Below are 24,647 nucleotides of genomic sequence, written 5' to 3'. Positions count from 1 at the left end.
ATATCGCTTCTCAAGCAGAAGTTTTACAAAACTGCTAAACAAGAAATCAATGACAAAAAACATAACACCTTCAATTTTAAGATATTATTCACAATAAAAAGACTCTAAAATTAAAGATTAATAAAAAAATTAACTAAATTTGTCATGAAGATTAAGGACTTAGTTTTTCCGCCTCTAAAAACTATCAATGGTAAATGGATGAATAAGGCATTACAACAGCAACTCCCGCTGCCCTTGAGTTATCACTTAAACATTTAACCAAAAAAAATAAAAAATATGAAAACTGCTACTTTCTTTATCCGTACAATAATTGGCTTATTGCTAGTTTTAGTATCCCTCGCCTATTTTTTTAATTTAATGCCAGATCTCTCAAGCAGCGGAGATTTTAAAGCTTTTCAATTGGGCTTAATTTCTGCAGTCTATTTAATGCCAATGGTTAAAACGGTGGAATTATTATGCGGCATTTCATTTATCACAGGAAAGTATGTTACTTTGTCAAATATTATGGTTCTCCCCGTCAGCACAAATATACTATTCATAAATTTTTTCCTAAATCCAAACGGAATACCATTAGCTATCTTTGTTTTCTCGGGTAATTTATTTCTAATCTACAGTTATTGGAAAAATTATAAAAGCTTATTCAAAGCGTAATTAGCATTTTTATAAAAGAAATCATCCATCTCAAAATTAATAGATGAGGTGATTTTTTATGCAAAAAACAATTCACCTCTGATTAAAAACAAAAAAAAACGAGTCGAATTTAAATCGAGTCGTTTTTTTGTGCAAAATTATAAAGATTTACCGCTGTAAAAATTCTCAGTGCATTTCTATTATACGTGCAAAGCTCTGTTGTCCGTTGCTGCCAATGCTGCTTCTTTTACTGCTTCCGCAAATGTTGGGTGCGCATGTGACATTCTGGAAATATCTTCGGCAGAAGCTTTGTATTCCATCGCAGTAACCGCTTCTGCTATCAAATCAGCAGTTCTGGCACCAATCATGTGAACACCAAGAACTTCATCTGTTTTTTCATCAGCAAGGATTTTTACAAATCCGTCAAGATCGGCACTCGCACGAGCACGTCCTAAAGCTTTGAAAGGAAAACTTCCCACTTTGTATTTTGTTCCCGAAGCTTTCAATTGCTCCTCGGTTTGTCCAACAGCAGCAACCTCTGGCCAAGTGTAAACCACACCAGGAATCAAGTTGTAGTCAATGTGCGGTTTTTGACCAGCCAAGATTTCAGCAACCATAGTTCCTTCTTCTTCCGCTTTGTGAGCCAACATCGCTCCACGAACCACGTCACCAATTGCATAAATATTTGGAACAGAAGTCTGCAAATGATCATTTACCTCTACTTGTCCTCTATCCGAAATTTTAACTCCTGCATTTTCTGCGTTCAAACCATCAGTATAAGGACGACGGCCAACAGAAACCAAAGAATAATCCCCTTCCAAAGTAATCACTTCACCTTTTGCATTTTCAGCCTGAACAATCACGGCATCACCTTTACGCTCAACCGATTGTACTTTGTGCGAAGTGTAGAATTTCATTCCTTGTTTTTTCAGCACTTTAGTCAATTCTTTAGACAAAGCACCGTCCATTCCAGGAATAATTCTGTCCATGAATTCCACAACCGAAACCTCGGCTCCCAATCGTAAATAGACTTGACCCAATTCAATCCCGATCACACCACCACCAATGATCACAAGGTGTTTCGGAACTTCATTAAGCGCCAAAGCTTCTGTTGAAGTGATGATTCTTTCCTTGTCGATTTTGATAAAAGGCAAAGACGATGGTTTAGAACCGGTAGCAATGATAATATTTTTAGCCTCAATAGTTTCTGACGTTCCATCTGCTTTTGCAACAGCAACGTGAGTCGCATCCACAAAAGAACCTAAACCATTAAAAACGGTAATTTTATTTTTCTCCATCAGGAAATTAACTCCTCCAGATGTCTGATCTACAACTGCTTGTTTACGGGCAATCATTTTCTCCAAATTGATTTTTACATCACCCGAAACTTCAATTCCGTGATCGGCAAAATGCTTAATTTCAGCATAATGATGTGAAGACGACAACAACGCTTTAGATGGAATACAGCCTACATTTAAGCAAGTTCCGCCCAAAGTTGAATATTTTTCTATAATTGCAGTTTTGAAACCCAATTGTGCACAACGGATAGCCGAAACATATCCTCCTGGCCCAGAACCTATAATGACTACGTCAAATGAACTCATAGTATGTGTTTTTTATTTTTAGTGAAGCAAAAGTAAGGAATAATGTTTTGTTTAAAGTTTAAAATTTAAGCTTTTTTGTTCGAATTATAACGATTTCTTCAAGGATTCCCCACAAACCCTTTAAATAACTCAACCAAATTCAACAAACCGATACTTAATTATTTTTAGGAGCAGAAATTTGGCTTTTCATCACAAGATTTGTCCCGCTTTACATTACAATCTTATAAACCGAACCCCGGTTTATAAGGATTTGCATTTCGGGGCTAGATTAGGAGCTTTTGTATTTCATAACAAAACCAATTAAATAAGTTCAAAAAGTTAACATATTAAAAGTCTGCATGATAATTTCTAATAAAAACAATAACTATATAGTTTTTTAGTTTTTGTTCCAAAGGAGTACAATCTATCCAATTTTGGTTCTATTATACTGATATAAGTTGTTATTTATATAAATTGCAGTTGTTTAAAAGAAAAATATTTATCAAAAAATTTGGGAAGAACTTTTGACGTGTCATTTTTTAAAATATGTATTATGAAAATACTCAAAACCACTATTTTTTTTATTCTCTTATCTAGCGGATTCATTGCTCGATCGCAAAGAGATGTAACATGGAGATGGGTAACAACACCATCAACTACTATGAATATAACCTTTGGATGCGGATTTTCACGCATTCCTTTTTTTGAAGGGCTTGCCGGAGTGAGAGACAAAAATGGCAAATGGGGGGGGGTGACACTACTGAAAAATGGGTAATACCACCTCAATTTGAAATTATAGGAGAATTTTCTGAAGGCTTAGCCGCAGCCCAACAAAATAATAAATTAGGATTCATTGATAAAAAGGGAAAATGGGTCATTCAACCTGTATTTGATGGAAATCCTCCATTTGATTATTGTTATGTTAAATTTTCTGAGGGATTGGCAGGTGTTGCAAAAAACAGATTGGTTGGCTATATAAATAAAAAAGGAGAATGGCGAATCAAGCCAAAATTTCGGGGTATTGCGTATAAATTTAAAGACGGATTGGCGAAAGCAAGAGCTTTGGAGGGCTATAAGTTTGGCTATATAAATAAGTCTGGGGAGTGGGTAATCAAACCAATATATGATTGGATAGATGAATTTTCCGAGGGATTGGCAACTGTACATATAAACAAAAATGCCCAAGGTTTTAGTCAAGATAAAAGCTGTGGATTTATTGATAGGAAAGGAAATCAAGTAATACCACTCCAATATGATTTTGCTAATAGTTTTTCTGAGGGTTTAGCGAGAGTAAGAAAAAATGATAAATGGGGATTTATAAATCGAAAAGGCAATTGTATAGTTCCAATTATTTATGATTGCGTGTTGACTATTTCTGAAGGTCTTGCAGGAGTGGAGCAAAACGGAAAATGGGGTTTTATGGACACAACTGGAAAATGGATTATTAAACCTGAATTTAACAAAGCGGAAAGTTTTCATAATGGACGAGCAAAGGTAATATTGAATGGAGAAGTAGGATATATTGGGATTATTAAATAAAAAGCCCTATCGCTCGGATATGTCGGCAACGATAGAGCGGATTTGCACACGAGCGATAGCGAACTGACGTAGTAATCCGTTCCCGCAAAGTTGAGCAATTAAAACAAGAAAACCGTCAAAAGTCTCCCGACTTTTTCAGTGAATGATTTAGAATAGGAAGTGCTCTCACACCCCACCAAGTATGCGTCTCACGCAAAAAAACAGTAAAAAACCCCAAATTTGGCGTCTCGAACCCCATCGATGGGGTTCGAGACGCCAAATTTGGGATTATACAACCTAAAAAATGGGGTCCACAACGCCAATTTTAGGGTTCGAGACGTAAAATTTGGGGTTGTACAACCCCAAAAATGGGGTTCAAAACGTAATCCATGGGCTTATTTAGGATAAATGATGTGGGCAAAAAAAATACCCTTTCGGAAACGGGTTCCACCTCTTCCAAATGTACAAAAGTCGTCATCAAAAGCTCCACAATCCCGAAAGCTTTCGGGACTGACTTTGCGTTTTTTTTAATGCACCTAATAACATAAATCAATCAAAAAGTCTCCCGACTCTTTTCGCAAAACCTTTGCAAACCAATTAATTTCAATTCTTTCTAAAAAAAGTTAAACTTCCATTTTCAATAAAATTTACTAGAAAAATCAAGAGACTTTAATTAGTTTTATATTTTTAAAGAATATTTTTAAAAAGCGCAAGAACAATATGACCAAACAAGAAATAAAGCAAATAGAAGAAAAACTTCTAGAACTGACAGGAGCGTTTTGCGCTCAAAAATTAGATGACGATTACTTCCAGCTATGTGAAAAATTAATCAAAAAACTTGGACGAAAAAGAGATGTCCCTTTTCAAAGAGGAAAAATTGAGATTTGGGCAGCAGCTGTCATTTATGCCATAGGGTCAATAAATTTTTTATTTGACAAATCGTTTGAACCGTATGTCACTGCAAATCAAATCAGCGACTACTTTGGAACAAAAAACGCAACAGTATCTAATAAAGCCCGTGAAATTAGGGATATGTTGAAACTGTCTCATTTTGATTCTGAGTTTTCTACACAAAATATAATGGAATCACACCCATTCAATCAAATAACAACAATGTTTGATGATTTTAACGAAATGGTAGCGGTAGATGATTTTTTTGTTTCTATATATGAATTGCCAAATGATTTACAAGAAATGGTCAGAAAGGCAAGGGCAAAAGGTGAAGATATTCATTTTCAAACAAAATAGAAATATACAAGCAAAAAGCTATTTCTAAAAAAGCAGCAAAATGAGAAAACTGATAATGTGGAACGTAATGACCCTCGACGGCTGCTTTGAAGGAAACCAAAATTGGGATTTATCCTTTCATGGTACTGTTTATGGAGAAGAGCTTGAACGATTAAGCATCGAACAGTTAAATGCTGCGGATTGCATTATATTCGGGCGAGTAACCTATGAAGGAATGGCAGCCTATTGGACTAACGAAAAAGGCGAAGTTGCCGATTTGATGAATGGAATTCCAAAAATTGTTATTTCCAAAACATTAAAAACCGCCGATTGGAACAACACAACGCTTATCAGTGAGAACGCTGCTGCCGAAATTAAAAAACTAAAAAAACAAGATGGAAAAGACATGTATGTTTTTGGCAGTGCAAACCTTTCTGAAACTTTTATAAATGAGGATCTTTTTGACGAATACCGAATTTGCATTGCACCAGTTCTTTTAGGCAATGGACAGCCATTATTCAGACAAGGCATTGTTCCTAAAAATCTATCTCTTGTTTCAACCCAACAGCTTACAACAGGCGGAGTGATTTTAAAATATTCAAGATAAATTCACCACAATAAACAGATGTACCATTATATCTCCTTAACAAATTAGCAATTCCATAATACAAAAACGCTGCTGAAAAGCATTTCCAGCAGCGTTTTATAATATTCTCCCAAAGTCAAAGTCTATTTTCTTTCCTCTATCATCTATATTCTTAAAAAAAACTACTCTCTATCTAAATTCAATTTACTATTCTTACGGCTGAAACCGAAATAAATTACCAATCCAATTATCAACCAAATGGTAAAGTAAATCCAGTTCCAAACACTAAGTTCAGCCATCATATACAAACAGCAGATTAAACCCAAAAGCGGAATCAATGACAAGTTCTCTTTCCAAGACCAAAACACCAATCCAACTACCACAAATAAGAAAATCCACATCGGAATTTTGTGCTTAAATAAATCAAAACCGCTTTCGTATTTTATAGAATCCGAAATTGGCAAACCTGCAACTACAGTAGCATATTTAGCATCATCTTCCTGATATTGGCTTAACAAATGCTCAGCATCCATCTTCTCGGTCACACTTGTTTTTCCTTCAATATGCAGCAAGTAATCATATACTTTTTGAGTATCATCTTTATTTATGGAAGTGATGATAAATTCTGGCGCATTGATTTTGGTTTCATTGGTAATAAAATCCATAGTTGCTTTTTTGTTGTAAGTAAAAGCTATGATCAAAGAAACTCCAATCAATAATGGAAAGATATATTTTGAATTAATATAAGGCGTTTTGAATTTTCCTCTCGGAATATCAGTTCTATTCTGCAAAGCCAGAACTCCAGCACAAACTAATACAAAAGCAAACAGAGTACCAATACTGCATAAATCGGTAACCATAGTCAGGTTCATAAACAATGCTGGCACGGCAACAACAAAACCAACCACAACTGTTGCGAAAGATGGCGTTTTAAACTTCGGATGCACGTTAGAGAATTTCTTAGGCAGTAAACCATCCCGGCTCATGCTCATCCAGATACGCGGCTGTCCCATCTGGAAAACCAACAAAACACTAGCCATTGCAACCACAGCACTTACGGCAATAATTCCCGACATCCATTTTAAATCCAATTGATCAAAAACAAAAGCCAATGGATCGCCAACATCCAGTTTATCATAAGTTACCATTCCGGTAAGCACTAATGTAATGGCGATGTAAAGAACGGTACATATAATAATTGCCCACATCATTCCTCTTGGCAAATCACGCTGCGGGTTTTTGCACTCTTCAGCAGTGGTCGAAATAGCATCGAAACCAATATAAGCAAAGAACACTGCCGAAACTCCTTTTAGCACTCCCGAAACTCCATTCGGTGCAAACGGATGCCAATTTTTTGTATCAACATAAAATATACCAACGGCGATTACCAATAAAACAATGCAAAGCTTTACTACAACCATTATGTTGCTGGCATTCCGGGATTCTTTCATTCCACGGTAAATCAATGCTGTAATCAAAACGATGATTAAAAGTGCGGGCAAATCGGCAACAAAATGAAAAGAACCAATTACTGGAGATGTTGTCCAAGCAGTATATGCATTTTGAAGTCCTGCACTTAAATTTTCAAAAGACTTCCCTCCTTCCATCAAAGCAGCAGCATCTTTGAAACCATTGGAAGCAGTTAAATAATCCATCTGTACCCATTGCGGTAAATCTATCCCTCCGCTGGAGAGCAGTCCCGTAAAATAATCACTCCAAGATATGGCGACGGTTATATTTCCTACGGAGTATTCCATTATCAAAGCCCAGCCAATAATCCATGCAATTAATTCTCCAAAAGCTACATACGAATACGTATAGGCACTCCCCGAAACTGGAACCATCGAAGCGAATTCAGCATAAGCAAAAGCGGCAAAACTACAGGCAATAGCAGTAAACAAAAACAGAAAAATTACAGCTGGGCCTCCATCAAAACTGGCTTTCCCAATCGTGCTAAAAATACCGGCACCTACAATAGCGGCAATTCCAAAAGCAGTTAAATCTTTCGTAGTCAGATGTTTTCCAAGCGCTTCATGCCCTTCTAAATTATTTTTCTCGACCTGCTTTAAAATATCCTGAACTGTTTTTTTTCTAAAAAGTCCTTTTAATGCCATGTTGTTAATTTTATCGTTAGAAACCACTGTTAAGCTGCATTTTTTTCAACATTTTTTCTATCTAAAAGAAAAAACAATAAAGTCCAAATATAAAAACTTTAATCTTTAAAATCAAAATTTCATTTTTTTACAATATTTGAGATCTAAAAAAAATATTTTTCTTTTTAAATCCAAAAAAAGTCAAATACATATTTAAAACCAATATTAAAATAAAATATAATTTATTTTTGAATTTAAAAAAGCAGTATCAAATAACATACAAATTGTAATTAATCATATAAAAAACATTATTTTCTCTTAAATATCTTTAGATACTGAAACAGCTGTAAAAACTTTAATAGAAAACAATAATCTTTTAGAAACGCAATCCCAATTTTGAAGTTCAGCTGGCTAATTGCAATGCAATTAAATTACAAAAATTAAATACTTTTTTGTAAGCACTTTCATTTTATTAAAACACTATTTTTTACTTCCCGTAAAGAGCGGCCAGCGGAAGCTCCTGTACGGGAAAGTAAAAAAAGGGTTTTAATGGAGAGCTACAGCGGATAGCAGGATAAGGCACATTACTATTATTCATTTTAGAGATAATCCAAAACATGAGCGCTAATCCAAATTTATTGGCAATTAATTTAATAAATTTAGCTAAAAAAACTACTTTTGATTTCTTTATAAAAAGATTAAAATGATTTTGAAGAAGTCTCTGTTATTTCCAACTATATATCTCCTGTTTTTTACTGTCTTTGGTTTTGCCCAAAAAAGAGAGATGCATCCCAAAAATGAATTTCGAGCTGTATGGATTGCTACCGTTGTCAATATTGACTGGCCAAAAAGCAGCGGCGATTCGGTAGAAAAGCAAAAAGCTGATTTTATCCAGATTTTAGACACGTATCAAAAACTTAATTATAATGCAGTCGTTGTACAGATACGTTCAGTAGGCGATGCTTTATATCCTACCATATTAGCACCTTGGTCCCGTTATTTAACTGGATCTGAAGGAAAAGCCCCAGCTGGAAATTTTGATCCTCTCCAATGGATGATCGAAGAAAGCCACCAACGCGGTTTTGAATTTCACGCTTGGATGAATCCGTACCGCGCTACAATGGATTTAAAAACCGAAAACTTAAGTATTGATCATGATTATAATAAACATCGCAATTGGATGATTGAGTATGGCGGTAAATATTACTACGATCCTGCGCTGCCAGAAGTTCAAAAACATTTAACTGCAATTGTGGAAGAAGTGGTAATTAAATATGATATTGACGCTGTACACTTTGATGATTATTTCTATCCATACAAAATAAAAGGGCTTGATTTTAATGATACAGCATCGTACCAAAAATATGGCAACGGTCTTTCTCTGGAAGACTTTAGACGTTCGAATGTAACCGCTTTTGTCAAAAATATTTCTTTTGGTATTAAAAAACTAAAACCGTGGGTGCAGTTTGGTATCAGCCCGTTTGGTGTCTGGCGTAATAAATCGGCTGATCCAAAAGGTTCCGATACACAATCAGGACAAACCAATTATGATGATTTATTTGCTGATCCTGTGGACTGGATGAATAACAACTGGATCGATTATATTATTCCGCAATTGTATTGGAGTATTGACCACAAGACAGCTTCGTATGCCAAATTAATGAAATGGTGGTCTGAGAATGTACCTGCCAATACTGCCTTATACATTGGAAACAGTTCTTATAAAATCAGATCGGATTCAGATAAACACTGGAATAACATGTACGAAATTACGAATCAGATTGACCTTACCCGAAACTATCCAAATGTGCAGGGAAATGGTTTTTTCAGTGCCAAATGGTTTATCAATAAAAATCAGGATGTGGTAAAATATCTCAAAGAGAACCAATACAAATATCCTGCCCTGCCGCTGCCTGTTCCCAACTTTAAAAAAACACTTACCGAAACTTTGCTGATTAATTCAATCTCCAAGGATTCTGACAATTATTATATTACTTTTAAAAAACCGAATCTTCCAGCACAAGTACGCTACATTGTCGTATATGGTGCTAAAAATTCGTCCAAAATAAAAACCAATGATGCCACTCAGATCATAGAAAAAATTGCTGTTACCGAAGAAAATAACGAATTCAGCATTGAAGTCCCTGCTTACAAAATGATTGGTAAAGCTGCTTTTGCATTTACTTACATCGATTATTATGCCAACGAAAGCCCTGAAACTGGGGTTGATCTTGAAACTGAAACGCAAATGAAATAAAGTTTGTTTAAAGTTGATTAAATATGATTTAACTACAAAAAAATTAAACTTTAAACAATTTTAAACTTTAAACAATTAAACCTTAAACAAAACAATTAAAAACCTCCCTAAATAATGAAAGACAACAAGCCTTGGTATTGGATTCCGCTATTGAATTTTGCTTCGGGATTTCCGTATGTGATTATAATTTCCGTTTCGGTATTGATGTACAAAAATTTAGGAATAAGCAATGAAGACATTGGGCTTTATACCAGCTTATTGTATTTGCCTTGGGTTATAAAACCTTTATGGAGTCCATTTATTGATCTGCACGGAACTAAGCGAAAATGGTTTCTAGCGATGCAGTTATTTATTTCAATTGCCTTTCTAATTGTAGGTTTTATTATTCCAACCAGCCATTTTTTCATCTTGAGCTTAGCTGTTTTTTGGGTCGCTGCTTTTGCTTCGGCTTCTAATGACGTGGCGAGTGATGGATTTTATCTGCTTGCTTTGGAAAAAGAGCAGCAGTCTTTCTTTTTGGGAATCCGAAGTACTTTTTACAGAGCGTCGATGCTCACTGGAAATGGATTAGTTATTCTATTGGCTGGCTATCTGGAAGATCAATTTGGCGATAATAAGCAAGCGTGGTCCTATACAATGATTTTTGTTGGATTGGTAATGTGTTTTTTAACGATTTACAATTATTTTGCTACTCCAAAAACGGAGCTGCCTATTGCGGAAGGAAAAGAGGAAGAAAAAAACTTCGCCACTGTTTTTGCCAGTTTTTTTAAGAAAAAACAAATCGGAATAGTCCTTGCTTTCATTCTTTTGTTCCGTTTAGGAGAATCGCAGCTGCTGAAAATGCTTACTCCTTTTCTAGTAGATAAAACTGCTATTGGCGGCATGGGTTTAAGAACCGAAGATGTCGGAATCATTTATGGCACTTTTGGGCTTATTGCACTTACTATTGGCGGTATTTTTGGCGGTATTGCGATTTCCAGACATGGATTGACTAAATGGCTATTGCCTATGATACTGATCATGCATCTGCCCATTATTGGATTTGTAATGCTGGCCCATTTTCAGCCAGATGAGCTCATCTATGTACATTTAAATTTAAAATATTTTGCAATAGATTCATCACTTAATGCCTATACTTGTGCTGTAGTAATCATTGAGCAATTCGGGTATGGTTTTGGGTTTTCTGGTTTTATGATGTACTTAATTTATGTAGCTGAGGGAGAATCTAAAACATCTCACTATGCTATTGCAACTGGATTTATGGCATTGGGAATGATGCTTCCCGGCATGCTAAGCGGTTATATCCAGCAATATTTGGGCTATGGCAACTTTTTTATCTGGGTATTATTAGCCACTATTCCAGGTATAATCCTATCTCGATTTTTAGTTTTTCCAAAAGATTATGGAAAGAAAACAGAAGCTTAATATGCAGACAATGACACTAGAACAAAAAATAGGACAATTCTTTTTTCCTGCCGTTTTTATCAACGACACTGAAGAAAATATTCAGGAAATGGAGCGTTTAATAAAAGAATACAACATTGGCGGACTGACATTTTTTCACAGCAGAGCCAGTGCGGCAACTAATTATGAGTCTAAGAAAAAAGTAGAATTCAACGACGATAGTTTTCAGCGTTTGAAAGACCTGATTGTTCGTTACCAAAAATGCGCATCTACTCCCCTACTAATGAGCATCGATGCCGAATGGGGCTTAGCCATGCGTGTCGAAAAAACACCGCAATATCCTTATGCCATTACTCTTGGCGCACTGCCTGAAAGAAAAAAAGATCTGGTATATGAAGTAGGAAAACAAATTGGACTAGACTTAAAATCGGCGGGGATTCATTATAATCTGGCTCCTTTGGCAGATATTAACAATAACCCTCATAATCCTGTAATCGGGTATCGCTCTTTTGGTTCCAACAAAGAAAAAGTGGCTCAGTACGCATTAGAATATCTCCGCGGTATGTCTGACGTGGGCATTTTGGGATGTTTAAAACACTTTCCCGGACATGGAAATACGAGCGTCGATTCACATTTGGGACTGCCAGTTCTGGAAGAAAATTTAGAACAGCTGCTCGAAAATGAATTAGTCCCTTTCATAAAAGGAATAGAAAATCAGGTCGATTCTATTATGATAGGCCATTTGGCTGTTCCAGCATTGAATGATGGAAAGGAAACATCGGCTACATTATCAAAAAACATTATTGAGTCTCTTTTACGCGAGCGTTTGGGATATGATGGTCTAGTTATTTCAGATGCTTTGAATATGCACAGCGTTTCTAAATTGTATGATGTAAAAGGCCAGCTGGAATGGGAAGCTTTTAACGCTGGAAACGATGTGCTATGCTTTGCCGAAAACGTAGCCGAAGGCATTCAGGAGATTCTAAAAAATGCTTCACCTGAACGTATTGATGCTAGTTTGGACCGTATCATGAAATGCAAACAAAAAGCAGGTCTTTTTGACACAGATTCAGTCGCAGTCCAGGATTTTGATTTCGAGATCAGCTCACAATTGAATCGTAAAATTGCTGACTACTGCATTACCGAAATCAAAGACAAAAATAGTTCTATACTTCTTTTTGATGCCAAAAACAGAGAGCGTCTTGCTAAATTAAGCATTTATAAATCGATTAATAATTCTTTCTTTAAAACTTTGGCAACGGTTTTACCAGCTCCTGAATATGCTGTTGAAAACGCAGCCGATTTAATAGAAACAACTATCAAAGAAAATCTGGCTTCATTTGACACCATACTCATTTCATTATTTATCCCAAAAGCAAAACCGCTTAATAAATTTGATTTAGAAGATACTGTTTTGGCATTTTTAAGCGAATTATTTGAAACCAAAAAATGTGTGCTTTATGTTTTTGGAAATCCATATGCTTTACAAGTGATTCCAAATTTGGAAAAAACCATTGGAATTGTAGAAATGTATCAGGATTTTAATGAATTTCAAATAAGTGCTGCCGAACAATTATTGGAAGATAAAAAAGGAAAAGGAATCCTACCAGTTTCGATTACAGGCGTTTAAAACATATAATAATCAAGACTTATTGCTTTATAAATATTTATAATAAAAACTTATTCATTATCACTGAGTGTCAGCCTTATATTTGCACCAATAAAAATTTAAATAACTAAAATTAATAAATATGTCATTAGTAGGTAAAAAATTCCCAAGTATTGCAGTAGATGCTATCTCAGAAATGGGTGATAATTTAAAAATCAACATCTTCGAAGAAGCTGTAAAAAACAACAAAAAAGTACTTTTGTTTTGGTACCCAAAAGATTTCACTTTTGTATGTCCAACAGAATTACACGCTTTCCAGGCTGCTTTACCGGAATTTGAAAAAAGAAACACAATTGTAATCGGAGCTTCTTGCGATACAAACGAAGTTCACTTTGCTTGGTTAAACACACCAAAAAACAATGGAGGAATCGAAGGTGTAACGTATCCAATTCTTGCAGATACTAACAGAAACTTAGCTAACATTTTAGGAATTCTTGATATCGAATCTACAAGCTACAGTGAAGATACTGATTCAGTAATCATTGAAGGCTCAAACGTAACTTACAGAGCTACTTACCTAATCGATGAAACTGGAAAAATCTTCCACGAAAGCGTAAACGATATGCCATTAGGACGTAACGTAAACGAATATTTAAGAATGGTTGACGCTTACACGCACATCCAGACTAAAGGTGAAGTTTGTCCTGCAAACTGGGAAGCTGGTAAAGAAGCGATGAATGCTGACAGAAAAAGTACTGCAGAATATTTAAGTCTAAACTAATTTTTTTTAAGTTTCTGAGTCGCTAAGTTTCCAAGTCGCTAAGATTTAAAAACATAAGCAAAAATTCTGAGTTTTTGATTTTCCAAGTCACTAAGACATGAATAATCAAAAACTTAGAAGCTCAGAAACTTAGTAACTTAGAAACTCAAAAAAACATGTTAATCGAATTAAACGAAGATACATTAGGAACCGTAGTAGCTCAGAATGAGAAAGTGGTAGTTCAATTTTCGGCTTCATGGTGCGGTAACTGCAGAATCATGAAACCAAAATTCAAAAAACTAGCTTCAGAAAACGAAAGTATTTCATTTGTTTTGGTTGATGCTGAAAATTTTCCAGAATCAAGAAAACTGGCTAACGTTAGCAACCTGCCTACATTTGCCACTTTTGTAAACGGAAAATTAGTAAACGAAACCCAAACTAATAAGCAGGAAGTTTTGATCGAATTGGTTAATGAGATAGTTTAACCGTTAAGTCGGTCAATCGTTGATTCGTTTAATGTACTAATAAATCATTGACAAAAGAATAAACGAATTAACGAATTAACGCATAAACGATTAAACAAATAAACAACAAAACATGAAGCTACCCGTAATAAAACACTTAACCCAATTCATCGAAGAAAACGATCAAGATTACCTCATCGAAACCATCGAAGTACTGGAAGCCATGACTGAAATCCCGTCATTGAAAGACGAAGAATTAGATGTTATAGGCGAATTAATTTCGAATATGTACGGTGCCCTAGAAGTTCACAAAATGATACAGCAGGGAACCGACAAAAAAGAAGCCCTCAATGCGTTTATGAAACGGGTTTTAGGGTCTATCGACAAATAAAAAGATTATCCGCATTTCAAAAAACACGTTCTTTTACCGAACGTGTTTTTTTATTCAGTACTAAAAGGAAATAGCTCCATTTATTCTATATAACACTGGCAAGCCTGAGCCTTCCTGAAAACACTTCAATTGAAAATGATATTGGTTTTGTAAAGTAAAAACAATTATAACTCTGCAGCTCTATGCAATTCCCTATTTTTGCAATGATGAAGCAACTAGATTCTTAACAATCAACTAATGAATAATACATTTTCTAACAGCAGTCAAATAGGTATTGCAAACACTTTTTCGGAACTTGTTAATACAGATTTTAAGGGAGAAATGAATGCCCTGTGCTGGTTTAGAGAACTGGAAGGTGATTTTAAAGAGATTGCAGAAAAACTGCAGCTAAAAGAAAATATAACTGCGGTTTCTTCTGAAGATTTACTGGCACTACAACTATCCGATCAGGGAAATAAAGCAAGGGAAATTATTTTAAATGATTTACAGTTATTAACCGATTTCGGAGCTTCTCCTTCTCTTAATTTACTTAAATGCTACGAACGGGATCATGAATTTGATTTTATCTCTACTGATGTGTATTCGTTCCATGTTGACCGGTCGCCCATTGCAACGGATACATTTTTGTGTACCTATCACGGAGTGGCAAGCGATATTATTTCGAATGACCAGGCAGAACAAAAAATTCTGATTCCTGAAATTCGGAAAAAGCTGAAAGAACTGCACGATGAATCATCCGAGGATTTTGAAAGCTTTCTGGAAGAAAATTATTTTGATCTGCACTATCAGGCGAAACCCAATGCATCACCTGTTAATTTAGGATTAAGACATCTTTGGCGTCTAGCGGTAGATCATCCCGAACAGCAGGTCGCAGCCTGTATTCATAGAGCCCCCGTAGAGAATGAAGGAGAAAACCGTCTGCTGCTGATTTGCTAAAACAGTATATATTATTCTTTCAATGAGTAATCTGACTAGAGAATTCTTTTATTGTATATGGATTTTATTTTAGGATCTCCATTTTAAATCTGTAAAATGCTATTTGGATTGTTTTTATTTGCACCTGAAAATATTTTTAAAAATAAGCAGTAACAGCTGAAAATACTTTATATTAGTTATTCCTAATAAAAATTCAATTTCAAATATACTATGCTTCGTCAGCTTTTACTTTTATTGTCAGTGTTTTTTTTTATTAGCTGTAATCAAAAAACAGCAGAAAAACAGCAGTTCAAACATACAAATGAATTAATAAATGAATCAAGTCCCTATCTTTTACAGCATGCCCACAATCCTGTAAACTGGACGGCCTGGAATGCCAAAAGCCTGGCAAAAGCCAAATCTGAGAACAAACTGATTATCATCTCTGTCGGCTACTCTGCCTGTCATTGGTGCCACGTCATGGAAAAAGAAAGTTTTGAAAATGATTCGGTAGCCAAATTAATGAATGATAATTTCATAAGTATAAAAGTGGACAGAGAAGAGCGTCCGGATATAGACCAGATATACATGAATGCGGTACAGCTGATGACTGGTAAAGGCGGATGGCCATTAAACTGCATCGCACTTCCTGACGGACGTCCTATTTTTGGAGGCACTTATTTTACCAAACAGGAATGGACAAAAATGCTGACCGACATTGCTGCTTTATACAAAAATAATCCTCAAAAAGTAATATCCTATGCAGACAAATTAATCGAAGGAATTAAAAAATCAGATCTGATTCAATTGAACACTAATGCAATTGATTTTAAAGCTTCGAATGTAAATACAGCTGTAAAAAACTGGAAAGAAGTGCTGGATTTTCAATATGGCGGTTTAGTAAGTGATTCTAAATTTCCGATGCCAAAAGCACTGCACTTTTTATTGCGTTACAGTGTTCAAAACAGTGATAAGCAATTGCAAAAATATCTTAATACAACATTAACAAACATGGCAAACGGGGGGATTAACGACCCTATCGGCGGAGGTTTTTACAGATACACAGTAGATTCAAAATGGCATATTCCTCATTTTGAAAAAATGCTTTATGATAATGCACAGCTCGTTAGCTTATACTCGGATGCATATCTTGTGACCAAAAATGAATTGTATAAAAAGAAGGCTGATGAAACCCTTACTTTTATAGAGCGGGAACTGATGGCTTCCAATGGAGCATTTTACTCTTCAATCGATGCTGACAGCAGAAACAAATCAGGCAAATTAGAAGAAGGTGCCTACTACACTTGGGGAAAAACGGAACTTCAGAAAATATTGAAATCCGATTTTACGCTTTTTCAAGAGTATTACAATATCAATGCCACCGGATTATGGGAAAACAATAAATACATCTTATTTAAAACCCAATCAGATATTGATTTTGCAAAAGAAAACAATATATCAATAATCGAACTTAATACTAAACTCAAAAACTGGAAACAGACTCTTTTACAGCAAAGGGAAAAAAGATCTCGTCCGCATCTTGATGACAAAACCCTAACGTCTTGGAATGCTTTAATGATAAAAGGATATACTAATGCATACCGCAGTTTTAAAAACCCGCATTATAAAGAAATAGCAATAAAAAATGCTTCGTTCCTATTGAATAATCAAATCCAAAAAGACGGCAGTTTATACCATAGCTATAAAGACGGAAAAAGCAGTATCAATGGTTTTTCAGAAGACTATGCAAATGTTATTGATGCATTTATTGCTGTTTATCAAATCACTTTAGACGAAAAATGGCTGACAAAAGCCAAAGAACTTACTGATTATTCATTACGCCATTTTCTCGATAAAAAAACCAGTATGCTTTATTTTACTTCCAACAGCTCTAAAAATCTGATTGCACGAAAAATGGAAGTAAGAGATGATGTCATTCCGGCATCCAACTCGGTTTTTGCACAAAATCTATTTCTTCTGGGACATTATTATTCTAATGCTTTGTATTCTAAAACAGCCAGACAAATGCTTCATAATGTAGCTGATGATGCTGTAAAATCTCCAACAGAATACTACAACTGGCTGAACTTAATGATAAATTACACCGGAAATTATTTTGAAGTTGCCGTATCAGGAAAAGAAGCATTAGCAAAAATTAACACCTTACAAACGTACTATCTGCCAAATATTCTGATTGCCGGCTCAGCCAAAGAAAGCAGTTTACCTATCATGGAAGACCGATTTATGCCAAATGAAACCTACATCTATATTTGTGTAGAAGGAGCCTGCAAACTCCCAGAAACTGATCTTATAAAAGCAGTTTCAAAACTGCAGTATTAAAAATTCAAGCTCAATCCTAGCCTTCTCCAAAGACTGTCGTGTGGACAAATATAAGCTATGCGTTAAATTATAACACAGATTGAACAGATGACACGGATTCTTTATGCGTAAAAAATTAGTACTAAAAAAATAGTCAGCTTTGAAAACACGAATACTATCTGTTTAAATTCGTTCAATCTGTGTTCTATTTTTTAGATGTGTTTCCAGATAGCAGCTACAAAGGAAGAGGTAAAATTGGATTATTTTATATTTCTAAATAGCAGTAAAAGCAAAGCCCAGCAGAAAAAATAACTGCCAGGCTTACACTTCTTTAAAGTAAAGACAACTATTTTATATCATTTACATATATAAAACAGCCCAAACTACTGATTCTTTTCCTCCAATACTTCTTTATTAATTAATGGCTGATTTTATAGATTTCAATTTAATTTAAGTTTTATTATATCTTTTAGGGATTAGGCACCATCAATTTATTGGCTGAAATCTCGCCGCTAGGAATTGGCCAGATATAATTGCTGCTTGATACTAAAACCAATGGAGCTGTACCAATAGACCCTTTTTTGGCCGGCAAAGTTTGTAGTCTTCTCTGCAAATCCATTAGTCTGAAACCTTCGCCTAAAAGTTCAATATCTCTTTCTTTCCATATCGAAGCCAATAATGCGTCTTTGGTAGCAACCTCAGCATTTGAAAATACATAACTCGGATTAGATCTATTTCTAACCGCTTTCAATAAAGCTGTCGCAGCAGCTAAATCATTCTTATTGGCAGCAGCTTCAGCGTAATTCAATAAAATTTCGGCATATCGAATCACCGGCACATAGTCACGAAACGGAGCAGTTGTAATACTGAATTTTTTCAGCACTTTTTGATTTGCTGAATTGGTACCAATCAAACCCGAACGAGCATCGTCACTTGAATTCAAGGCCGGATCACTTGAAATGCCAGCTGCTGTCAAAAATATAATTGGCTGTGCCAGATAGTTAAATGCCAATGCATACTGAGAAGCAGGAGTTTCGGTTGTGGTATTCGCAAAAGGGATACTGAAAACAGCTTCGGTTCCCGTATAACTTCCTCCAAAAATTGCAGCAAAATTAGCTTCGAGTTTATGCGTTAAATTTCCAGCCTTATATTGAAAAGGAGCTGTTGCGGAAACAATTTTCTGAGACTCCACAAGCACTTTATCATAATTGGCCTGCACCAGATACACTCTGGTTTTCAATGCTATTGCCGTACTTTTTTTGGCTCTGGAAACATTTAACAGCGGAGTTGTATATTCAATAGGAAGATCAATTTCGGCCTCATCCAAATCTTTTAGAATCTGGGTATAAATAACATCAATAGAACTGCGCGCCAAATCATTGTTCCCTGATGTGGTAATAGGCGTCAGACGCAATGGTAAACCCAATCCGTTTTTGTCCAAATTATATGGTTTGGCATACGTCTGAATCAGACTAAAGTAAGAGAAAGCGCGGATGAATTTGGCTTCGGCTATGTAGTTTTTTGCCAATGCTTCTGAAACTACTGTTGTGCCGTTCAGCTTGCTAATTAAAATATTAGAAGCATTTATAGCGGTATAACAAACTGACCAAACATTGTTTACAAAATCATTTGTCGAAGCCACATTTTGATTCCACACAGCTGATCCTGTTGCTGCATTACCGTCATTCTGCCCAAACTGATCGGCTCTCTGTTCATTAAAAATAATGAATCTTCCTCCGTAATAATTTTGATTCTGTAACTGTTTGTACAAATTATTGGTCTGTGCCAAAATTTTGCCAGGTGTACTATATGCTGCTTCTTCTGGGATGCTTGTCTCAGGAACGGTGTCCAATATATCATCATTGCAGGCTGTCATTGCCACAAGAAAGAACAAACTGATTAGAATATATTTTTTCATTTTGTATACTTTTAAAATTAAAACCCAACATTTAAACCAACTGTATAAACCTGTGCATTGGGCGGTACGTTTTGATCTTTACCAGAATTGATAGAATTCCCGTTGATGGAAACCTCTGGATCCGAACCTCTATATTTGGTAAACGTATACAGGTTATTTCCCTGCAGATAAACATAGACCGAAGTAAAAGCATTTTTCAAGAAAGTCTCTTTAACTGGTACATTGTAACCCAAAGAAACATTTTTGAATTTCAGATAAGAGCCATCTTCCACTTTGGAAGTACTCGAAAATGAAAATCCAGCCGAAACATTGTCCCCGTAATACAATTTCTGAATATCGGTAATCTGACCGGGTGTTGTCCATCTGTTTTTGATAAAAGTTCCGTTGTTAAAATAACGCTGATCCGAAATTGTTGCTCTAGTCCCATTGTAGAGCTGATTTCCTTCTGAAAAAGTCAAATTAACTCCCAAAACAAAATTCTTATAATTGAATGTATTATTGAATCCGCCAAAAACCTTAGGCAGTGACGAACCCTGCATTTTTCCATCTTTGTAATTGTCTATAGCAGGAGCGGCTGATCCATCAAGATAAGTCCATTTTGGAGAACCAATATGATTGTATTGAACTTCCTTTCCTTCACTGTTTACAAAAATCATCTGACCATTAGCAGGATTTACACCATGAGAAGGAACAGCGAAAATAGAACCTACTGAGTACCCTACCCTTGTCATGTTTTGAACTCCAAATACGCTGGGAACAAAAACATCATTTACCAAAGAAGTTACCTCGTTTTTGAGTGTCGAAAGATTTAAATTTAAGTTCCAACTAAAATCTTTTGAACTGACAACAAGAGCATTTACACCCAACTCATAACCAGTATTGTACATTCCCCCAACATTTTCATTGATGTAATTGTTTGGAATTCCAGCCGAAAGAGACTGCGGTGCTTTAAGAATTAAATCTTTTATGGTGTTTTTGTAATAATCCATTTCGACTGAAATACGATTATTTAAAAGTGTAAAATTGATTCCTAAATCAAATTTTGAACTGGTTTCCCATTTTAAATTAGGATTGGCTGTTTGTGAATATCCCAATGTAGGAGCCCCCGCATAAGTAGAAGAATCATAAGTTCCTATTGATGGATAATTGCCTATTTCACTGTTTCCAACAATACCGTAACTCGTTCTGATTTTGAATTTATCAATGTATTTAGTAATACCGGAATTTTTATAGAAAGACTCTTCAAAAACATTCCAGCTCAAAGCTCCTCCTCCAAAATCGCCATATTTATTTCCCTCAGATAAAGCGGAAAGTCCATCGATTCTATAATTCAGACTCAAAAAATATTTGTTCTTGTAATTGTAGTTTAGGTTGGTAAAATAAGACAATAAGGCATTTTCCATTAATACATTCCCTATTGGAGATATATTGGCATAACTCCCTTGATAATTGGTATAATAAGGGTCAGTTATATTACTTTGCGAAGCTCCCCAGCTATCCACCGTCGTTTTGATGCGCTCATAACCCAAAAGCATTACAAAATTGTGGTTCTCTTTTAAAGAAGCTTTATAAGTAAGTGTATTTACCCAATCGGTTCTTAGAAGATCGGTTTCTATGTTTGTTGCTACACCATTATAGGCATACCCGCCGCCGTGGGTTGGGTTTAAAAATAATTTGTTCTCAACGCCAATATTGTTCAATCCAAAACTAGTTCTGAAAGTCAAATTTTTCAAAATATCAAACTCACCGTAGATATTTCCTAAAATGGATTTACTCACTGAAGTTGTTAAATCAAGAACCTGTACCATTGCAAGATTGTAGGCATTGATAGTTCCAATAATGGATGGAATATTGTTTCCGTAACCCACACTTATTCCGTTTTGAATGCTATAAGAACCATCTGGTTTGTAAACAGGAACATTAGGAGGCAAAACATAGGTCATTCTTCCCAAAGGTTCATTGGTGATATATTCTGTATTGTAAGTAGAAGCCGACATAGTGTTCCCAGCAACGGCTCCAGTATTTGGACCTACATTTTTGGCGTTACTATAAGAAAAATTAACACCAGCGCGAATGTATTTATTAATTTCATGACCAATGTTTAATCGTGCCATATAGTTTTGAAACGTATTGTTTTTTATAAAACTATTTTGATTGCTGTAGTCTGCCGAAAAATAATACTGTGTTGATTCATTTGCTCCTGAGATATTTATATTATGATTACTCGATAAACCCGGTTCATAGGCAACATCATACCAGCTTGTGTCTACTGTACTTCCATCCGGATTTTTTGACAGGAAAAAACCTGGCGCTTTCCCTGCATTAACCAAAGCTTCATTTTTTATGGCCGTGTAATCTTCGGCATTCAATAATTCGGGCAAATTATAAGGCGTGCTTCTGCTGTACCAGCTATTATAATTAAATCTTGTTGCTCCTTTTTTACCTTTTTTGGTAGTAATCACCATAACTCCATTAGTAGCTCTGGAGCCATAAATCGCTGCTGCCGAAGCATCTTTCAAAACATCTATAGACTGTATGTCATTTGGATTAATAGCTGCCAATGGATTATTCCCAATAAACCCTCCCAAAGAACCGGAAAAAACGGCTACTCCATCAACAACAATTAAAGGGAAAAGACCTGAAGTAATAGTGTTTAAACCGCGGACACGGATAACAGGCGTGTTGTTGAGCACAGCCGAAGACTGAATAACATCTATTCCTGTTCCTTGTCCTCCCAATAATTGATCGAAACTGGAGGCAGGTCTATTTTGCAGTTGTTTTGCTGAAACTGTTGATACTGAACCCGAAAACTCCGATTTTTTTTGGGTCAAATACCCGCTTGAAATAAGGACTTCATCTAATTGACTGGAGTCATTAATCAATTTTATTGTTAATAAATCAAAAGACTGAACCACAATTTTCTGTGTTTTATATCCGATATAACTCAATTTTAATGTAATTGGTAATTTTGGATTTTGAATAACGAATTCACCATTTTCATTGGCAGTGACTTCTTCAGTATCCGACTTAACCGTCACTCCGCCCAATGCCACATCCGTTTTGGCATCTACTACTATCCCTTTCAAATTTTGCTGCTGCGCATACGACTGTGCAGTAAGCAAAAAGAGAAAACAGAACAGTAGTTTTATATATTTTTCTCGTAACATATTGTATATTTTGATTAAAAATTAAAATTTGATTTGGGGATTAATTGTAATTATCATTTTATTATATCGGTAATATACTTTGTTGAAATGTTTTCATTTGCTGCAGAATTTTTTATTCTTTTTTTAAAATTCATTTCTGCATAATAATCTTCATTATATTTTCCCGCAATAACGAGCGCTCCCGCAACCAAAACAATGTTTTTGATAATGTATTGGCCAACCAAAGTCGGTTCATAAGGGAAGCCGTCAAAACAGCTGGATTTTAAAATAAAAAAAGGAAAAAGGGTTGCAGACATATGCATTAATAAAAAAATTATTGTCAGCGGAATCATTCTTTTTATCAATAACCCAAATCCAATCAGGACTTCACATATTCCAAGAATCGGAATAAAAATTTCTGGTCTGAACCAAAAAACGGTTTTCTCTACTAAGTCACCTGCCGGACTCAATCCGAAGATTTTCAAAGCACCAAACCAGATATAGACAATCGCAAGAGCAATACGCATCAAGTTAATACTGTGTTTTTCCATTTTTTTACTTAATAAAAAATAGAAAGAATTAAAAGTAGTTTTCATCTGTTTCAAAATTTTTAATAGTAACTATTTAGGCATCATTACGGTCATTTTTTTACCCAATTTAAATCTATAGGAATATCCTAGATTTATAGAATAATCTGCGAAAGCGGCATCTCCCTGCACATGAACATACTTGGCAGGATCAGTGATTACAGAATTCTGCAGATCCTGGCTGGCAATATCTGCAGCACTCTGAATACGATTTTTTACGATGTTATAAGGGATGAATAAACTCAAAGTGTGCTTCCCTATGTGATATGAAAAACCATACTCTACTGCTATAACATATCCCGGACGACGGTAGGCCACCTGACCTCCAAAAGCATCATATGCAGGAATACCTTCGATTCTTCCTGCCAGCGAAACATTAAAATTTTCTTTTTTATCAATTGCAGCAGATAATCCTGCTCTTGCAAAATACTGGTCGGGACAGGCATAAATTTCATATCCTTCTAAACCAGCTTTTGGTGCTGATTTAAATGTACCGTTTGATTCCTTTGTATTGAATAAATAATATCCATTTGCAAATCCGTAAAGACGTCCTGTTAATTGTCTGAATACCTGAACCTCAGCCGAAATTCCAACTCCGCCATCACCTGGCTGAATAGCCTGATCCATTATCACACTTTTTGTTGTTCCGTCAGCTTGTGGTGCTTCATCCATTTCCTCATGGCTTCCTGTATTTAATTTTAATCCCAGTCCTAACATTACATTTCCCTTATGAGCCGTTTTTGGATCAAAAAACCAGTAATTTACACTAAGCCTTGCATCTGCAAAACCCTGGGCATAAACGCTGTACCTTATAGTATCTTTTACAGGGCTTGTTTGTCTCAGCACCTGAGAGCGCTCATTGTGTACATAAGGCAAAGTGGCATTTATCTGGATTCTATTGCTTATTCCATAAGAAAAATTAAAATCTACAGCATGTGAATAAATGTTTACGGCATTGCCCTGCTCTACTCCATTTGCATCATGTCCGCCGCCTGTCGTCTGACGCTCCAATTGTTCTTCTTTACCTATAAAATGCCTCCAGGAATGAAAATAACGGTAATTTGTTCCTACTTGAAATTCGCCTTTGTCTAAATTATAAGAACTGGCAGAATTCATATAAAGCCCGCCCATCTGCCGGACTGCCACACAGCCCTGAGCAGTAATTATTTCTGTTTGAAAAGCAGTTAAAATGAATATTATAAAAATGAATGCGGTATAAAATGAATCAATTTTTTTCATG

At 35.5% G+C, this 24,647-nt stretch carries 19 protein-coding genes; 13 read left to right on the top strand and 6 right to left on the bottom strand.

The annotated features are described in order from the left end of the window. Positions 1-276 precede the first annotated feature (276 nt). Complete coding sequence (locus OZP07_RS08395) at positions 277-651, top strand: DoxX family protein (RefSeq protein ID WP_281637967.1); 375 nt, start codon at positions 277-279, stop codon at positions 649-651. Positions 652-830: 179 nt separating this feature from the next. Here the strand turns inward: OZP07_RS08395 and lpdA are convergent, their stop codons facing one another. Continuing rightward, entirely contained in the window at positions 831-2,234 is a 1,404-nt protein-coding gene (lpdA, locus tag OZP07_RS08390; RefSeq protein WP_281637966.1) for a dihydrolipoyl dehydrogenase, read from the bottom strand. A gap of 532 nt (positions 2,235-2,766) precedes the next feature. Here lpdA and OZP07_RS08385 point away from each other — a divergent pair. From OZP07_RS08385 to OZP07_RS08370, 4 genes are all read left to right on the top strand, one after another. Beyond that, entirely contained in the window at positions 2,767-2,988 is a 222-nt protein-coding gene (locus OZP07_RS08385) for a hypothetical protein (RefSeq protein WP_281637965.1), read from the top strand. Next, positions 2,955-3,752, top strand: a complete 798-nt coding sequence (locus OZP07_RS08380; RefSeq protein ID WP_281637964.1) for a WG repeat-containing protein — start codon at positions 2,955-2,957, stop codon at positions 3,750-3,752. Before OZP07_RS08385 ends, OZP07_RS08380 begins: the two co-directional genes overlap by 34 nt. A 699-nt stretch (positions 3,753-4,451) precedes the next feature. Beyond that, the gene (locus OZP07_RS08375) at positions 4,452-4,979 is read left to right on the top strand and encodes a DUF6398 domain-containing protein (protein WP_194641311.1); all 528 of its coding nucleotides are present in this window, start codon (positions 4,452-4,454) and stop codon (positions 4,977-4,979) included. Positions 4,980-5,019: 40 nt separating this feature from the next. Continuing rightward, positions 5,020-5,565, top strand: coding sequence for a dihydrofolate reductase family protein (locus tag OZP07_RS08370; RefSeq protein WP_281637963.1), 546 nt, complete (start codon positions 5,020-5,022; stop codon positions 5,563-5,565). 161 nt (positions 5,566-5,726) lie between these two features. Here the strand turns inward: OZP07_RS08370 and OZP07_RS08365 are convergent, their stop codons facing one another. Further along, entirely contained in the window at positions 5,727-7,658 is a 1,932-nt protein-coding gene (locus OZP07_RS08365; RefSeq protein ID WP_281637962.1) for an amino acid permease, read from the bottom strand. 682 nt (positions 7,659-8,340) lie between these two features. Here OZP07_RS08365 and OZP07_RS08360 point away from each other — a divergent pair. The 8 genes from OZP07_RS08360 to OZP07_RS08325 all read left to right on the top strand — a co-directional run bounded on the left by OZP07_RS08360 (position 8,341) and on the right by OZP07_RS08325 (position 17,777). Then, positions 8,341-9,894 (top strand): glycoside hydrolase family 10-like protein, encoded by a 1,554-nt coding sequence (locus OZP07_RS08360; protein ID WP_281637961.1) that lies wholly within the window; start codon positions 8,341-8,343, stop codon positions 9,892-9,894. Between the two features lie 114 nt (positions 9,895-10,008). Continuing rightward, positions 10,009-11,319: an MFS transporter gene (locus tag OZP07_RS08355; protein WP_194641315.1), complete on the top strand. Its 1,311-nt coding sequence runs from the start codon at positions 10,009-10,011 to the stop codon at positions 11,317-11,319. Then, a complete protein-coding gene (locus tag OZP07_RS08350; protein WP_281637960.1) occupies positions 11,297-12,928 on the top strand; it encodes a glycoside hydrolase family 3 protein in 1,632 nt (543 codons plus the stop codon). Before OZP07_RS08355 ends, OZP07_RS08350 begins: the two co-directional genes overlap by 23 nt. Before the next feature lie 121 nt (positions 12,929-13,049). After that, a complete protein-coding gene (locus OZP07_RS08345; RefSeq protein ID WP_194641316.1) occupies positions 13,050-13,688 on the top strand; it encodes a peroxiredoxin in 639 nt (212 codons plus the stop codon). A 155-nt stretch (positions 13,689-13,843) separates the two neighbouring features. Next, positions 13,844-14,152, top strand: coding sequence for a thioredoxin family protein (locus OZP07_RS08340; protein WP_194641317.1), 309 nt, complete (start codon positions 13,844-13,846; stop codon positions 14,150-14,152). Between the two features lie 112 nt (positions 14,153-14,264). After that, positions 14,265-14,522 (top strand): DUF6952 family protein, encoded by a 258-nt coding sequence (locus OZP07_RS08335; protein WP_194641318.1) that lies wholly within the window; start codon positions 14,265-14,267, stop codon positions 14,520-14,522. A 237-nt stretch (positions 14,523-14,759) separates the two neighbouring features. Then, positions 14,760-15,458 (top strand): DUF1826 domain-containing protein, encoded by a 699-nt coding sequence (locus OZP07_RS08330; protein ID WP_281637959.1) that lies wholly within the window; start codon positions 14,760-14,762, stop codon positions 15,456-15,458. Between the two features lie 240 nt (positions 15,459-15,698). Further along, positions 15,699-17,777: a thioredoxin domain-containing protein gene (locus tag OZP07_RS08325; protein ID WP_349293657.1), complete on the top strand. Its 2,079-nt coding sequence runs from the start codon at positions 15,699-15,701 to the stop codon at positions 17,775-17,777. Between the two features lie 448 nt (positions 17,778-18,225). On the opposite strand, the gene OZP07_RS08320 is transcribed toward OZP07_RS08325, so the two are convergent. The 4 genes from OZP07_RS08320 to OZP07_RS08305 all read right to left on the bottom strand — a co-directional run bounded on the left by OZP07_RS08320 (position 18,226) and on the right by OZP07_RS08305 (position 24,646). Continuing rightward, a complete protein-coding gene (locus OZP07_RS08320; protein WP_281637957.1) occupies positions 18,226-19,674 on the bottom strand; it encodes a RagB/SusD family nutrient uptake outer membrane protein in 1,449 nt (482 codons plus the stop codon). A 17-nt stretch (positions 19,675-19,691) separates the two neighbouring features. Further along, positions 19,692-22,841 (bottom strand): SusC/RagA family TonB-linked outer membrane protein, encoded by a 3,150-nt coding sequence (locus OZP07_RS08315; RefSeq protein ID WP_281637956.1) that lies wholly within the window; start codon positions 22,839-22,841, stop codon positions 19,692-19,694. A 53-nt stretch (positions 22,842-22,894) separates the two neighbouring features. Next, positions 22,895-23,371 (bottom strand): hypothetical protein, encoded by a 477-nt coding sequence (locus OZP07_RS08310; RefSeq protein WP_281637955.1) that lies wholly within the window; start codon positions 23,369-23,371, stop codon positions 22,895-22,897. A 69-nt stretch (positions 23,372-23,440) separates the two neighbouring features. After that, on the bottom strand, positions 23,441-24,646 hold the full coding sequence (locus OZP07_RS08305) for a hypothetical protein (RefSeq protein ID WP_281637954.1): 1,206 nt from the start codon (positions 24,644-24,646) through the stop codon (positions 23,441-23,443). Position 24,647 lies beyond the last annotated feature (1 nt).

It is taken from the genome of Flavobacterium marginilacus (assembly GCF_026870155.1).
GTDB classification, from domain to species: Bacteria; Bacteroidota; Bacteroidia; order Flavobacteriales; family Flavobacteriaceae; genus Flavobacterium; species Flavobacterium marginilacus.
This window is presented reverse-complemented; position numbering and strand designations above follow the sequence as displayed.